The 13,645-nt window shown below is 65.1% G+C and carries 14 protein-coding genes; 7 read left to right on the top strand and 7 right to left on the bottom strand.

Annotated elements, in window-relative coordinates; all coding sequences use genetic code 11:
• Position 1: 1 nt before the first annotated feature.
• The 4 genes from LJ760_RS11690 to LJ760_RS11675 all read right to left on the bottom strand — a co-directional run bounded on the left by LJ760_RS11690 (position 2) and on the right by LJ760_RS11675 (position 4,210).
• Positions 2-1,219 (bottom strand): NRAMP family divalent metal transporter, encoded by a 1,218-nt coding sequence (locus LJ760_RS11690; RefSeq protein WP_227923142.1) that lies wholly within the window; start codon positions 1,217-1,219, stop codon positions 2-4.
• A 179-nt stretch (positions 1,220-1,398) separates the two neighbouring features.
• Positions 1,399-2,646, bottom strand: coding sequence for an NRAMP family divalent metal transporter (locus LJ760_RS11685; protein WP_227923141.1), 1,248 nt, complete (start codon positions 2,644-2,646; stop codon positions 1,399-1,401).
• 71 nt (positions 2,647-2,717) lie between these two features.
• Positions 2,718-3,554, bottom strand: a complete 837-nt coding sequence (locus tag LJ760_RS11680) for an MBL fold metallo-hydrolase (RefSeq protein ID WP_227923140.1) — start codon at positions 3,552-3,554, stop codon at positions 2,718-2,720.
• 17 nt (positions 3,555-3,571) lie between these two features.
• Entirely contained in the window at positions 3,572-4,210 is a 639-nt protein-coding gene (locus tag LJ760_RS11675; protein WP_227923136.1) for a GNAT family N-acetyltransferase, read from the bottom strand.
• Positions 4,211-4,366: 156 nt separating this feature from the next.
• Here LJ760_RS11675 and LJ760_RS11670 point away from each other — a divergent pair, with 156 nt between their 5' ends.
• From LJ760_RS11670 to LJ760_RS11655, 4 genes are read left to right on the top strand one after another with little or no spacing between them, the layout of a single operon-like run.
• Positions 4,367-4,735, top strand: a complete 369-nt coding sequence (locus LJ760_RS11670) for an ArsR/SmtB family transcription factor (RefSeq protein ID WP_227923281.1) — start codon at positions 4,367-4,369, stop codon at positions 4,733-4,735.
• Positions 4,732-5,238 (top strand): SRPBCC family protein, encoded by a 507-nt coding sequence (locus tag LJ760_RS11665; RefSeq protein WP_227923133.1) that lies wholly within the window; start codon positions 4,732-4,734, stop codon positions 5,236-5,238. Before LJ760_RS11670 ends, LJ760_RS11665 begins: the two co-directional genes overlap by 4 nt.
• Positions 5,238-5,726: an SRPBCC family protein gene (locus tag LJ760_RS11660; RefSeq protein ID WP_227923131.1), complete on the top strand. Its 489-nt coding sequence runs from the start codon at positions 5,238-5,240 to the stop codon at positions 5,724-5,726. Before LJ760_RS11665 ends, LJ760_RS11660 begins: the two co-directional genes overlap by 1 nt.
• An 8-nt stretch (positions 5,727-5,734) precedes the next feature.
• Positions 5,735-6,172 carry a VOC family protein gene (locus LJ760_RS11655; RefSeq protein ID WP_227923129.1) on the top strand — a complete coding sequence of 146 codons (438 nt, stop codon included), beginning with the start codon at positions 5,735-5,737 and terminating at the stop codon, positions 6,170-6,172.
• 62 nt (positions 6,173-6,234) lie between these two features.
• On the opposite strand, the gene LJ760_RS11650 is transcribed toward LJ760_RS11655, so the two are convergent.
• A complete protein-coding gene (locus LJ760_RS11650) occupies positions 6,235-7,128 on the bottom strand; it encodes a DUF4352 domain-containing protein (RefSeq protein WP_227923128.1) in 894 nt (297 codons plus the stop codon).
• 405 nt (positions 7,129-7,533) lie between these two features.
• Between LJ760_RS11650 and LJ760_RS11645 the strand changes: the two genes are divergently transcribed.
• Complete coding sequence (locus LJ760_RS11645; protein WP_227923278.1) at positions 7,534-8,907, top strand: amino acid permease; 1,374 nt, start codon at positions 7,534-7,536, stop codon at positions 8,905-8,907.
• A 22-nt stretch (positions 8,908-8,929) separates the two neighbouring features.
• Here the strand turns inward: LJ760_RS11645 and LJ760_RS11640 are convergent, their stop codons facing one another.
• Positions 8,930-9,181, bottom strand: coding sequence for a hypothetical protein (locus tag LJ760_RS11640; RefSeq protein ID WP_227923127.1), 252 nt, complete (start codon positions 9,179-9,181; stop codon positions 8,930-8,932).
• A gap of 161 nt (positions 9,182-9,342) precedes the next feature.
• On the opposite strand from LJ760_RS11640, the gene gluQRS reads away from it, so the two are divergent.
• Positions 9,343-10,242 carry a tRNA glutamyl-Q(34) synthetase GluQRS gene (gluQRS, locus tag LJ760_RS11635; RefSeq protein ID WP_227923126.1) on the top strand — a complete coding sequence of 300 codons (900 nt, stop codon included), beginning with the start codon at positions 9,343-9,345 and terminating at the stop codon, positions 10,240-10,242.
• Here the strand turns inward: gluQRS and LJ760_RS11630 are convergent.
• Entirely contained in the window at positions 10,239-11,261 is a 1,023-nt protein-coding gene (locus tag LJ760_RS11630) for a GmrSD restriction endonuclease domain-containing protein (RefSeq protein WP_227923125.1), read from the bottom strand. The two genes, gluQRS and LJ760_RS11630, sit on opposite strands and share 4 nt — an antisense overlap.
• Positions 11,262-11,499: 238 nt before the next feature.
• Between LJ760_RS11630 and LJ760_RS11625 the strand changes: the two genes are divergently transcribed.
• Complete coding sequence (locus tag LJ760_RS11625) at positions 11,500-13,503, top strand: S8 family serine peptidase (RefSeq protein WP_227923124.1); 2,004 nt, start codon at positions 11,500-11,502, stop codon at positions 13,501-13,503.
• Positions 13,504-13,645: the final 142 nt, after the last annotated feature.

Here is a 13,645-nt window from a genome sequence, read left to right as displayed (position 1 = left end):
GCTACTGCCAGAGTGCGGCGAGGCCGGAGAGCGAGTTCCAGCCCAGGAACAGCGTCAGCGCCCACGCCAGCACACCGATGATGAGCAGCCATTTGGGGTATTCGTAGCCCTGCAGCAGGTCCCGGCGCCGCCAGGCCGCCCAGAGCAGGATGCCGAAGCCCAGCGGAAGAATCAACCCGTTGAACGCACCGGCGAAGACCAGCAGGGTCTGCGGTGCCTGGCCCAGGAACAGATACACCACGGTGCAGAAGGCAATGAACCCGACGGTGATCCAGCTGCGCGTGCGGTCCTTGGTGGCCGGCGTCGTAACAAAGGACACCGAGGTGTAGGCCGCGCCGATCACCGAGGTCAGTGCCGCAGCCCAGAACACGATGCCGAACATCCGCAGCCCGATCTCGCCGGCGGCGTGCCGGAACGCGTCGGCGGCCAGGTTGTCGCCGGCCAGGGTAACCCCGCCGGCCACGACGCCCAGAATGGCCAGGAACAGCAGGGCACGCATGACGCCGGTGACAATGATCCCCAGCATCGAGACCTTGGTGATGTCCTTGACGTATGAGGGACCGGTGGTGCCCGAATCCAGCAGGCGGTGCGCGCCGGCGTAGGTGATGTAGCCACCCACCGTGCCGCCGATCAGCGTGGTGATGGTCAGGAAGTCCACCTGCTCGGGCAGGACAGTGTTCTTCAGCGCCTCCCCTACCGGCGGCGCGGCGCTGATGGCTACGTAGAGCATCAGCAGGATCATCACTGCGCCCAGTGCCACCACAATCCGGTCCAGGGCGAGGCCTGCCTTCTTGGACAGGAAAATGAAGATGGCGACGGCGGCGGAGATGGCGCCGCCGATCTTGGTGTCCAGGCCCAGCATGGCATTCATCCCCAGGCCGGTGCCGGCAATGTTGCCGATGTTGAAGACCAACCCGCCCAGGAAGACCAGTCCCGCGAGGACCCAGCCGGCCCCCGGGAGGACTTTGTTGCCCAAAACCTGGGCGCGCAGGCCGGAGACACCGATGATCCGCCAGACGTTCAGCTGGACTGCGATGTCCACCAGGATCGAGACCAGGATGGCGAACGCAAACGCGGCACCCAGCTGGACCGTAAACACCGTGGTCTGGGTGATAAAGCCGGGGCCGATGGCACTGGTGGCCATCAGGAACATGGCACCGAGTAAGGCCGTGCGCTTGGCGTTGGGCCGGACCTTTACCTTGGTAGGCGTGCTGTCCATGGTGATTCCGATCGCTGGAAGGTGTGGGGCATGCCACGTGGGCTTCCAGCAGTCTAAGGGTTGTTCAACAATCCACAAGCGTTTTGTTGAACGATCCGGCGATTGTTAACACGGTCTTTACAGGGGGTTACGGCCCGGACATTCCCGGGCCTCTGGGAACGGCCGGGAGGGCCGTGGCCCTACGCCCAGAGGTCGATCAGCCCGGCGACCGAGTTCCAGCCGAGGTAGAGGGTCAGCAGCCAGGCCAGCACCCCGGCGATCAGCAGCCAGCGCGGATACCGGTACCCGGCGAGCAGGTCGCTGCGGCGCCAGGCTGCCCACAGCAGGACGGCGAAGCCCAGCGGGAGGATCAGCCCGTTGAAGGCTCCGGCAAAAACGAGCAGGGTCTGCGGCGGCTGCCCGGCGAGCAGGTAGGCGGCTGCACACACGGCAATGAAGGCCACCGTGAGCAGGTTCCGGGTACGAGTACTGGTGGTGAGCTTGGTAATAAAGGACACCGATGTGTAGGACGCACCGATCACCGAGGTCAGTGCCGCCGCCCAGAAGACAATGCCGAACAGCCGGATGCCGAACTCGCCGGCAGCTATCTGGAAGGCATCGGCCGCCAAGTTCCCGCCGGTCAGCACCGCCCCGCCCGCCACCACCCCCAGCACGGCCAGGAACAGCAGCACCCGCATCACGCCGGTGACAATGACTCCCAGCAGCGCGGCGCGGGTGATCGGGCGGACGTTCTCCAGCCCGGAGTTGCCCGAATCCACCATCCGGTGCGCGCCGGCATAGGTAATGTAGCCGCCCACGGTGCCGCCGATCAATGTCGTGATGGCCAGGAAGTCCACCTGGTCCGGCAGCACGGTGTTCTTCAGGGCGCTGCCCACCGGCGGGCCGGCGATGATCGCCACGTACAGCATCAACAGGATCATCACGACCCCAAGGACCACCACTACCCGGTCCAGTGCCAGGCCCGCCCGTTTGGACAGGAAGATCAGGATGGCCAGAACAGCAGAAATCCCGGCGCCGATCCGAGGTTCCAGCCCGAGCATGGCGTTCAGGCCCAGCCCGGTTCCGGCTACGTTGCCGATGTTGAACACCAGCCCGCCCACAAACACCAGGATGGCCAGCACCAGCCCGGCACCGGGCAGGACCTTGTTCCCCAGGACCTGGGCACGCAGGCCGGAAATGCCGATGATCCGCCAGACGTTCAGCTGCACGGCAATGTCCACGAGGATCGAGACCAGGATGGCGAACGCAAACGCGGCACCCAGCTGGACCGTAAACACCGTGGTTTGGGTGATGAAGCCCGGTCCGATGGCGCTGGTGGCCATCAGGAACATGGCGCCGAGGATAGCGGCCCGCTTGGGATCAGGGGGTTTCCGGTCCCGCTTGCCTGCGGCGGCGGGCGGATCGTTGGGGGCAGCCTGCTCGTCCATGCGCCTGTCCGTTCCTCGCGGGTGCGATTTCCGCGGCCAGTGTACGGCGGTGGAACTCGGGCCGGAAGACGTTACCCAAGCATCGAGTCGCCGCCCGGTTCCATCCGGCCGTAGGTGGGTTCGCCCGCCCAGCCGGCTTTCCGGGCGCCGGGAACAACCACCTTTCCGGGCTTCGCCGCTTGCCGGCTTCGGGCGGTGTCCACGGCGTCGCGGATCGCAGTGCGGAGCGCGGGTCCGTGGCCGGGCAGCAGCAGGCAGGCGTCCAGCCTGGCCAGGACCGTCAGTGCAGTGTCCACCCGCGCGCCGTCGTAATGGAACATTGAATGCAGCAGCTGCGGCCCGCTCCGCGCACTGATCGCATGCCCGGTTACCAGGGCGTCGCCGGTGACCACCGCTTTGGCGTCCGGGAGGTAGAACGCGGTGTGCCCGGGGGTGTGCCCAGGCGTCGGGACCGCTACCGGCCGTCCGGGAAGCCCGGCCAGCAGGTCATCGGTCCAGACGGCCGCCGACCGTACCGGTATGCCCTTCGGCCCGCCGGAGCGCAGCACGTGCCGCGCCCAGCGGAAGACCCGGGGCTGCCAGGCGCGGAACAGTACCTGCAGCGGCGTAACGGAGAACTTTTCCTCCCCGGAGAGGTGCTTATGCTCGGCGGCGCTGCTGAGGACGGGCGTGCCGTACTCGCGGGAAAAATAGGCGGCGGCTCCCGTGTGGTCCACGTGGGCGTGGGTAATCAGGACGGCGACGGCGTCGGCCGGGTCCAGGCCTGCGTCGCGGATGGAGGCCAGGACCAGAGGCAGGTCGCCGCGGTAGCCGCCGTCGATCAGCGTGAACTGCGCGGCCCGGCGCAGGAGGATCCAGTTCGACGCCGGGCCCTCCACGAATAAGACGTCGGCTGCCGGTTCGCTCATGCGGTACTGGCTGCTCTTCACGGCTCCCCTACCGGTTCTGCCTGACATTGTCCCTGCCGGCGGGCTCCGCCGACAGACCCCGCCCTCCTGCCGCGCCATTCATCGGCCAGGAGCGCATAGCGAAGGTCATCGAGCCAGCGGCCCGAGCGGTGTAGGGACCCCTGCCGGGATCGCCCCTCGCGCCGCATACCCGTTTTTTCCATGACCCGCCAGGATGCGGTGTTGTCCGCGAAACACTCAGCCACGACCCGCCGCAGGCCCAGTTCCTCGAAACAGATGCGCACCAGTTCAGCTACGGCTTCGCTCGCATATCCCCGTCCGGCATATTCCGGTGCGATGACATAGCCGATCTCCGCCTGCGTACCCCGTGCCAATACCTCTATTTCTTTCTGCGCCCACGCGTCCTGGCGGACAAGATAGAGGTCACCAACCAGCGTTCCGGCGTGTTCCACAACAAAAATGGCTGCCAGCTGCTCCGGCTGCCCGAGCCGCTCCACGAAGGTATCCACGTCCGTGGGCTGGGCCGTCAGCCATTGCGCAACCTCGGGCTTCCGGCGGTACTCGAATACCTGCGGCAGGTCTTCGAGGACGGCGGGGCGGATGGTGAGGCGGGGTGTGGTGACGGGCCAACGGACCTCAAGGGGATTCGCAGTCATGGCACCATAATGGCCTATGCGGGTCTCCGGCCGGCCTCCCGGAAAAACCAGCCGCAACCCATTGACCGGCGCCCCGCCCGGGCGTAGCTTCGTAGTCAACCGAAAGGTTGAACAACCAGTACCTTGATTACACGTCTACAGAAGCTGACCGACCGCATGGACTCCCACAGCGACGAACCCCTTCTGGACAAGGCCTTCCTGGCCCTGGCCGATCCGGCCCGCCGCCAGATCATCGCCCGGCTTTCCCGGGGCCCTGCCACGGTCAACGAACTGGCGGAACCCTTCGAGATATCGAAGCAGGCCATCTCGAAGCACATCCAGGTCCTCGAGCAGGCGCAGCTGGTCACGCGCAGCCGTGACGCACAGCGCCGGCCCGTCCACCTGAATCCCGCACGGTTGGAGGCGCTCACCGCGTGGATTGGCCAGTACCGGCTGGTCCGCGAGGAGCAGTTCCGCAGCCTTGATGCCGTGCTCAACGCACGGGCCGCAGCGAAAGGCGGCCCGCCGGCAAAGGATTCATCATGACCAACGCACTGCAGCTCACCGTCCCGGAAGGTGTCCCCTTCATTGATTTCAGCCGCGAGGTGGACTATCCCGTGGATCAGGTCTTCCGGGCGTATTCCGAACCGGACCTGCTGGTCCAGTGGCTGGGACCGCGCCGGATGAAGATGGACATCAACCACTACGACTTCCGCACCGGAGGGTCCTATAGCTACATCCACACCGGCCCGGAGGGTATCCCCTACGAGTTCCGGGGCATCTTCCACACCGTGCGGGAGAACGAGTTCGCCATCCAGACCTTCGAATTCTCCGGCTATCCCGACGTCACCAGCCTCGAGTTCATGACCCTTGAGGCGCTCGACGGCGGCCGCACCCGAATCACCGCCCATGCGATCTACCCCTCGATGGAGGCACGGGACGGCATGGCTGCCTCGGGGATGGAGTCCGGCGTCGCCGAAGGGTTCGACCGGATGGATGAGCTCCTCGCCCAGCTCCAGCCGGAGGCACTGCAGGGAAGGGGCGCGTGATGAGCAACCCGCTGACGATTCACGCCCCCGCGGGTGAACCCTTCCTGGAGTATCAACGCGACTTCGACTTCCCGGTCAGCGCTGTCTTCCAGGGACACACGGATCCGGACCTTTACGTCCAATGGATCGGCCCGGAGGAGCTGACCACTCGGATGGACGTGTTCGAGCCGCGGTCCGGCGGTGCCTACCGAGTAGTCCAGTCGGCAGGCGACGGCGAGGAATATGCCTTCCACGGCATGTTCCACACGGTACGCCAGGACGACTTCATGCTGCAGACCTTTGAATTCGAGGGCTACCCGGACGTGGTGACGCTCGAATACAACACCTTCACCGAGCTGCCCGGCGGCAGGAGCCGGGTGACGGGCCGTTCCCTGTACCCATCGGTCGAATCCCGGGACGAGTTCCTGGGCAACGGCATGGAAGAGGGCATGTCTGACGGCTATAACCAGCTGGATGCTCTGCTCGCATCCGTTCGAACCGGAAGGTAGGTGCGACCATGGACTGGACCCTCGAGGTAATGATCGTCCCGGTTAGTGACCAGGACCGTGCCATCGCTTTCTACCGCGACCAGGTGGGCTTTCACCTGGATCACCGCACGTCGACCGAGCAGATGGACTTTGCGCAGCTGACACCGCCCGGCTCCGGCTGCTCGATTGTGCTCGGGGATCCGGGTTCCCAGCAGGGCATGGTCCCCGGTTCCCTGCGGGGACTGCAGCTGGTGGTACCGAATGCGCAGGCGGCCCGGCAGGAACTGCTGGACCGCGGCGTGGAGGTCGGCGACGTGACCGTTTTTGACGAGCGCGACGGCGGAACGTTCTTCAGCTTTGCGGATCCGGACGGCAACGGCTGGACCGTGCAGGAGATGAAGGTCCGGGCGGACAAGCCACTGATTCCGCACGAGGCTCGGATTAGCTATGCGGCGGAGCAGCACTAAAAGAGCCGCAGAGCATCAACCGTCGAACGGCGGGGAGCCCCAACGGGGTCCCCGCCGTTCGCTTACTGCGCGGTCCAGTACGCCCGGTCGTCGTCGTCCAAGGTGAAGGTCGGTTCGACGAAGATCTTGGCATCGGCAAGAGCTTCCGCCGGAACGTCCATGCAAACCTGGTATTCAGCTACGCCGCCCTTCTCAAGGGTAGGAACGTCATACTCCTGTTTCTCGAGGACCACCGAGCAGGTCGAAGGGTCGTACTGACGTGCATCAGCTCCAATGAACTTGGTCTGCAGATCGATCCAAGGGTTCCCTTCCCCGTCTCCGCTGTACTGCACGGCGAGATCCACCAGCACATACTGCCCCTGCGGAGCCTCGTTGTAAGGGTTTACCGCTGCAATCAGCTCGCCTGCGTTCGTGTTTACGGCGGAAACGGTGACACTGTAGTCGCCTACTTCCGCGGCCGTTCCGAGCGATGCTGCCTCCCCTGAGGAAGCTTCCTTTTCTTTCTCAGAACTTTCGACGACGCCGTCCGCCCCCTCCTCCATGGATTCGACCGCGTCATCAATTACCTTCCCGTAGAAGGCCTGCGTCGCCAGGACTCCCACTAGGGAAAGAACCACGAGAATGAGGGCCGCAATCGACATTCCCTTGGAGCGGGAATGGTTCTTCACAGAGATGATCAGGGCCGGAATGGCGAACCCTAGTCCGATCAGGCCCAGGACAAACACGAGGTTGTTGACGAAGGGGATCCAGCACAGGAGCAGGGAGACAACACCGATGACAAGGGCAGTGATCGCAAGCCCCTTCCCAGCATCAGGATTCCCGACAGGCTTGCCGAAGTTGGGCTGGCCCGGGCCACCGGGGCCGGGGCCCGCCGTCCCCGGGGCGGCGGGAAAGGACTGGCCGGCCGGTGACGGCTCTCCTACGGGTGGATAAGGCGAATGTGTCGTGTTGTCCATGGTTTCTCCCCATTTATGAATGCATAACTCGGTGCCATACAGCGCGTGCGATGACTGATGCGCAGCGAGTACGCGGTGTTCCGCGAGACCGGTTCGGTCGTTGGGAAAAATATAACTACCCGCGCTGACATTCCGAGATGGCGCCTATGCTCACCTGCCCATTCGGATTCCCACCCTCACCCGCCCGCTGTCCCTGGAGTTCCCTCACCCCCCTTGCTCCCCTTGATGCCGTTCCGTCGCCGTCGCCCCTCCCCTGCCCCCCCTGAAAACGACATCCCGCCAGCAGGCGTAATATGGATTGGCCCCTGAACTGGGCCTACCCCCACATTCCAAGGTGCGTTTTTCTTGAAGTCCTCCTTTACCCAGGCATTGGCCCGCGGGCTGAATGTCCGGCACATCCGCTTCATGGCGCTCGGCTCGGCCATCGGCACCGGCCTGTTCTACGGGTCCGCCTCGGCCATCCAGTCCGCCGGACCGTCCGTCCTGCTGGCCTACATGATCGGTGGAGCCGCTGTGTTCCTGGTTATGCGGGCACTCGGCGAGATGGCTGTCCGGCATCCGGTGACAGGTTCGTTCGGCCACTACGCCAGCCGCTATCTGGGCCCGTTCGCCGGGTTCATCACGGGCTGGACGTTCGCCTTCGAGATGGCCATCGTCGCCATTGCCGACGTCACGGCGTTCGGCATCTATATGGGCTTCTGGTTCGAAGACGTGCCGCGCTGGATCTGGATCCTGGCCGTCATCCTGCTGATAGCCGCACTGAACCTGATGCGGGTGAAGGTCTTTGGCGAGACCGAGTTCTGGCTCTCGCTGATCAAGGTCGCTGCCATCATCGCGATGATCGTCGGCGGCGCGGCCATCGTGGTCTTCGGGTTCGGACTGCCCGACGCCGCGAACCCCGGCCTGGATACGATGCTGGGCTCCGGCGGGTTCTTCGCCAATGGATTCTGGGGGCTGCTGGCGTCCTTCTCGATTGTGATGTTCGCCTTCGGCGGCATTGAGACCATCGGCATCACCGCAGGCGAAGCGGACAACCCCAAGAAGGCCATCCCCGCTGCGGTGAACACCGTTCCGGTCCGCATCCTGCTCTTCTACGTATGCGCCCTGGGCATCCTGATGATGATCTTCCCGTGGCAGGACATCAACGGCGAAACCAGTCCGTTTGTGCAGATCTTCGACACCCTGGGCATCCCGGCGGCAGCGCACATCCTCAACGCCGTGGTCATCACCGCAGCGATCTCCGCCATCAACTCCGACATCTTCGGAGCCGGCCGGGTCCTTTACGGACTCGCACAGGAAGGCCAGGCACCGGCGTCGTTCGCCCGGATTTCCCGGAACGGGGTGCCGTGGATGACCGTGGCGACCATGGCGGTGGTGCTGCTCGTCGGCGTCGTCCTGAACGCCCTGCTGCCCGAATCGCTGTTCACGATCATCGCGTCCATCGCCACCTTCGCGACCGTGTGGGTGTGGCTGATGATCCTTCTCTCGCACATCGCCATGAAGCGGGAAATCAAACGCCGGAACCTGCCGGCATCGGAGTTCGGCGTGCCGTTCTGGCCGGCCGCGTCCTATGCGGCACTGGCTTTCATGGTGTTCATCGTGGTGCTGCTGGGCATCATGCCGGACACGCGCGTGGCCTTGATCGTGGGCGCAGTATGGATCGCGCTCCTGTTCGCCGCTTACCGTCTGTGGGTCCGCGGGGACGGTCTGGTACGTGCGGAACTGGCAGACGAAACGTACGACGACGGAGCGCAGGGGGCAGCGGAAAGCCGGGTCTGATTCGCGCCGCTGGCTACTCCCGCTACCCCGGAAGAAGTCGAGACGCCCCGTGCGAGCGGACCCGGCGTTCGGACGGCAGCCAGACGGTACGGAGCAAAGCCACCTGGAAACGCCCCAAACGCAGCGTAATCAGCGGCCAGTCGGTCTGGACACGCTCCGGTTCGTCCGCTTGCTCCCGCTCCTGCAGGGTTCGCCGGAGGCGGTGCCGCTGTTCCAGCTCGGCTGTCCGCAGGCGGTGTTCCATCTGGGCAACCTCGATCTCCATGAGTCCCATGCGTGAAACGCTAGACACCATGGCGGGGTGCGGGCCACTGCCTTGCGGACACCCTTGGTCCGCAACCAAAATCCCTTCTGCAGCCCGGACATTGAAACTCCCCTCGGCCGGGAGAATGAAGGTCACCCGCGGACGCCACCGCACCCGAATAGACTGGTCCTGTGCCTAATTCCTCCGCCGCCGGCCGCTTCGCTCCCAGTCCCACCGGGGAGCTGCACGTAGGAAACCTGCGCACCGCCCTGCTGGCCTGGCTCTTCGCCCGCAGCACCGGCCGCCGGTTCCTGCTGCGGATGGAGGACCTCGACCGGGTGCGCTCCGGCGCCGAAGCGGCCCAGCTGCGCGACCTAACCGCCGTCGGCCTGGACTGGGACGGCGAAATCATCCGGCAGACCGAACGCACTGAAATCTACCTGGACGCCATCGCCGGGCTGCGCAGTGCTGGACTCGTGTACGAATGCTTCTGCACCCGGCGCGAGGTGGCGGAAGCGGCGTCGGCCCCGCACGCACCGCCCGGGGCCTACCCGGGCACCTGCCGGAACCTCACCGAAGAGCAGCGTGCCCGACGACGGCGCGAACGCCCCGCCGCCCTGCGCCTGCGGGCGGACCTCAACGAGTTCACCGTGACCGATGAGCTGCACGGCAGCTACACCTCGGCGGTGGATGACCTGGTGCTGCTGCGCAACGACGGCGTCCCCTCCTACAACCTTGCGGTGGTCCTCGACGATGCGTTGCAGGGCATTGACCAGGTAGTGCGCGGGGATGACCTGCTGAGTTCGGCACCCCGCCAGGCGTACCTCGGTTCCCTCCTCGGGTTGCCTCCGGTCAGCTACGCCCATGTTCCGCTGGCGCTGAACACTGCGGGCCAGCGCCTGGCCAAGCGCGACGGCGCCGTCACCCTCCCCGACCTCGCCGCAGCGGGCCTGGATGCGGACGCCGTCCGGGCCCTGATCCTCGGGTCCCTGGGCCTGCCCGGAGACCTCAGCGAAGCCCTGGCTGAATTCTCTCCCGCGCGGATCCCGCTGGAGCCATGGATCTTTGAGGCCAAGGCCTACGTGCCCTAGGACGTGCAGCCCACGCCGTCGCCGTCCCGGTCGAACTTGGGATCCCAGCCGGCGTCTCCCGGGCGGATCGGCGCCACGCCTGCAGCCTTGACGGCGGTGCAGTTGGCATAGACGGTTCCGGCGGGCGCAGCTGGAGCGGGTTCCACCGCGGGAGCGGCAGGTACTGGCTCAACCGCGGGTGCGGGCTGCGCTTCCTCGGCTGGCTGCGCGGCATCGACTGCAGCAACCGCTGCGGCAGGCACGGTGCCGTCCCGCGCGGGAACCGGCTCATCCGGGCAGCCGGACAGGACGGCAGCGATCGCATCATGCTCTGCCTGCGTCATCCACAACCGGTATTCGGCCTTGACGGCAGTCTGGCGGGCTACGTATTCGCAGCGGAAGGCCTTGTTGGCCGGCAGCCAGGTGGCGGCGTCGCCGTCGGACTTGGAGCCGTTGGCGGGACCGTCGGCGGCCATGAGGTTCAGCGGATCATTGGCCAGCTGCCGGCGTTCCTCGGCGGACAACTGCTGTGCCCCCTTCTGCCAGGCATCGGAAAGGGCCACCACGTGGTCGATCTGGACGGCGGTGCTGGTGGTGTTGCCTCGGACAAACGCAATGGTGGTTCCCGTATAGGGATCCAGGAAGGTGCCCGAAGCAACCACGCATTCCTGGGTTCCGTCCTTGTACACAATGTCCACGAGGTCGCGGGCGAGGATGTCGTTGCGGGTGTCGCAGCCGTTGCGGTCCGTATCGGCCCAGGCCGGACCGAACTGCTCGCGGTCGTACCCGGTCTTCGGCGCGCGGCCCTTGATCGGGATGCCGGCCAACTGGTCCAGCGCCGTGCCGGCTGCGGCGGGCTCGGCAGGTGCGGCGGGTTCCGCAGAAGCGGACGGGGCCGCGGATTCCGTGGAGCCGGTCGCGGGTTGGCTAGCGGAGGACGGGGCTGGGTCGGAACCCGTGTCGGTGGCGGGGGTGCAGCCGACTACGCCGAGGGCGAGCAGGGCAACGAGGGACAGAGCTTTGGTGCGTAGTGAAGTCATCAATGTCCATTATGAAGGATTGACCGTTCAGTATTACGCGCCGGATTTTCCGCGAGTCTGCCTACCCGGAGAGGAAATACCCCGGCACCCGCAGAACCTGTCCTTTAGCGCGACAACCCCAAATAGCAGAGTATTTCGGACTTCCGTTATAGTTTTTTGGCGCGTCAATAGACGGGGCTCCGGGCCGGCCACCACCTCGCCAGATAGGCTTCGGTGTCCGCCTTTTGACAGGATATAAATGGGGAAATCGCTTTCGCACCGTGCTCGCCGCACCGGTGCCACACTGGCAATTACTGCGTTCTTAGGCAGCACGTTTATTGCCGGACCTGCTTTCGCTACAGAGGAAACGCCGCCGTCGGCCGAAATCCGCAGCAGCGACGTTCCGGATCAAACCTCCAATCGGTTCATCGTGAAATTCCGTGACAAGGCGGGAATCTCCTCCACCAACCGGGCCGAGACCTATGACGAGGCTGCCGCCGAAGTGGGCGGCGCAGCCACGGAGCTTTTCGAGACCGCAACCGGTGCTTCCGTAATCGCCCTGGACCAGGAATTGACGGCCTCTGAGTCCACGGCAGTGGTTGCCGCACTTGCTGACAACCCCGAGGTCGAGTACGTCGAACCGGATGTGCTGCTGACCGCAGCTTCCGTGGATCCCAACGATCCCTACTATCCCGATCAATGGGATCTGTGGGAGCCCCTGGCGGGCGCAAACGTGGCCGCTGCCTGGGAAGCCACCCGGGGTGAGGGACAAATCGTAGCGGTGGTTGATACCGGAATTACCGACCACAGTGACCTCAACGCCCAGATGCTGCCCGGTTATGACCTGATCAGCGATGCGGCCCAGGCCCGCGACGGCGATGGCCGGGACAGCAATGCACAGGACGAAGGCGACTGGCACGACCCAGGCCGCTGCGGTCTCACTTACAGCGAGCGTTCGTCGTGGCATGGAACGCACGTAGCTGGCACAGTGGCTGCCACGTCCAACAACGGCAAGGGCGTTAGCGGTGTTGCTCCCTTAGCCAAGATCGTTCCTGTCCGCGTCTTGGGCGAATGCGGCGGCTGGATGTCCGACATTACTGACGGCATCATCTGGGCCGCCGGCGGCAGCCTGCCGAACGTGCCCGTCAATCCCCATCCGGCGCGGATCATCAACGTGAGCATCGGGGGAAACAACACCTGTTCCAAAACTTCACAGGCTGCCATGGACTATGCCAAAAGCCGGGATGCGATCGTTATCGTGGCAGCAGGCAATAACAATCGACCCGTTTCGACCTCGCAACCAGCCAACTGCCAGAACGTACTGGCAGTCGGCGCGACAGGGCGGGATGGAACCCGGGCTCCCTATTCAAACCACGGACCCGGCATTGACATCATGGCTCCCGGTGGAAACACATCCAAAAGTCCCGGTGGCGGCATTGTCTCTACCCTCAATGACGGTGGGCAGGCCCCCGAGAACGAGGCCTACGCCTACTATCAAGGCACATCGATGGCCGCTCCCCACGTTGCGGGAGCCGTCGCGTTGATGCTGTCGGCCGACGGCGCGCTGACGGCTGCAGAGATTGAATCCCGGTTGACGACGACGGCGCGGGATCTGCCCAATGGCTGCGACCCATACTGCGGGCCGAAACTGCTGGACGTGGCCGCAGCCGTCGCCGAACCGCCGATGTTCGCCGACGTACCGGCAGGCCTGCTTTTCTATGACGAGATCCAGTGGATGGGAGGCGAAGGCATCTCCACCGGCTGGCCGGAAGCCGACGGCACCAGGACCTACCGCCCCTACCAACCGGTGAACCGGGACGCGATGGCCGCCTTCATGTACCGGCTGGACGGAAGCCCTGAATTCACCCCACCGAACGAGTCACCCTTCACGGATGTGGCAACGAGCAACCCGTTCTACAAGGAAATCACCTGGTTGGCATCCAACGGCATCTCCACCGGCTGGCCGGAAGCCGACGGCACCACGACCTACCGCCCCTACCAACCGGTGAACCGGGACGCGATGGCCGCCTTCATGTACCGGCTGGACGGAAGCCCTGAATTCACCCCACCGAACGAGTCACCCTTCACGGATGTGGCAACGAGCAACCCGTTCTACAAGGAAATCACCTGGCTGGCATCCAACGGCATCTCCACCGGCTGGCCGGAAGCCGACGGCACCAGGACCTACCGCCCCTACCAACCGGTGAACCGGGACGCGATGGCCGCCTTCATGAGCCGCTACAACTCCGGTAGCGGCCGCTGACGGCACGCATCGGCCAGCACCCTGAAAAGGGAGGTCCGGGTTTCCGGGCCTCCCTTTTTGCACCCCGACAGTGCCGGCACCCGGCAACCGGAAACCTCTTCCCTCTCCCGCCGCATCCAAGTAGGTTCGTAAACCAATCGGA

It is taken from the genome of Arthrobacter sp. zg-Y895 (assembly GCF_020731025.1).
Classification (GTDB): domain Bacteria; phylum Actinomycetota; class Actinomycetes; order Actinomycetales; family Micrococcaceae; genus Arthrobacter_B.
The sequence above is the reverse complement of the archived record's forward strand: the minus strand, read 5'-3'. Positions and strand labels throughout refer to the sequence as shown.

Coding starts and splice junctions, on each gene's coding strand:
- LJ760_RS11690 (WP_227923142.1), bottom strand. CDS start 1,219: ATGGACAGCACGCCTACCAAGGTAAAGGTCCGGCCCAACGCCAAGCGC.
- LJ760_RS11685 (WP_227923141.1), bottom strand. CDS start 2,646: ATGGACGAGCAGGCTGCCCCCAACGATCCGCCCGCCGCCGCAGGCAAG.
- LJ760_RS11680 (WP_227923140.1), bottom strand. CDS start 3,554: ATGAGCGAACCGGCAGCCGACGTCTTATTCGTGGAGGGCCCGGCGTCG.
- LJ760_RS11675 (WP_227923136.1), bottom strand. CDS start 4,210: ATGACTGCGAATCCCCTTGAGGTCCGTTGGCCCGTCACCACACCCCGC.
- LJ760_RS11670 (WP_227923281.1), top strand. CDS start 4,367: ATGGACTCCCACAGCGACGAACCCCTTCTGGACAAGGCCTTCCTGGCC.
- LJ760_RS11665 (WP_227923133.1), top strand. CDS start 4,732: ATGACCAACGCACTGCAGCTCACCGTCCCGGAAGGTGTCCCCTTCATT.
- LJ760_RS11660 (WP_227923131.1), top strand. CDS start 5,238: ATGAGCAACCCGCTGACGATTCACGCCCCCGCGGGTGAACCCTTCCTG.
- LJ760_RS11655 (WP_227923129.1), top strand. CDS start 5,735: ATGGACTGGACCCTCGAGGTAATGATCGTCCCGGTTAGTGACCAGGAC.
- LJ760_RS11650 (WP_227923128.1), bottom strand. CDS start 7,128: ATGGACAACACGACACATTCGCCTTATCCACCCGTAGGAGAGCCGTCA.
- LJ760_RS11645 (WP_227923278.1), top strand. CDS start 7,534: ATGGCGCTCGGCTCGGCCATCGGCACCGGCCTGTTCTACGGGTCCGCC.
- LJ760_RS11640 (WP_227923127.1), bottom strand. CDS start 9,181: ATGGGACTCATGGAGATCGAGGTTGCCCAGATGGAACACCGCCTGCGG.
- LJ760_RS11630 (WP_227923125.1), bottom strand. CDS start 11,261: ATGACTTCACTACGCACCAAAGCTCTGTCCCTCGTTGCCCTGCTCGCC.
- LJ760_RS11625 (WP_227923124.1), top strand. CDS start 11,500: ATGGGGAAATCGCTTTCGCACCGTGCTCGCCGCACCGGTGCCACACTG.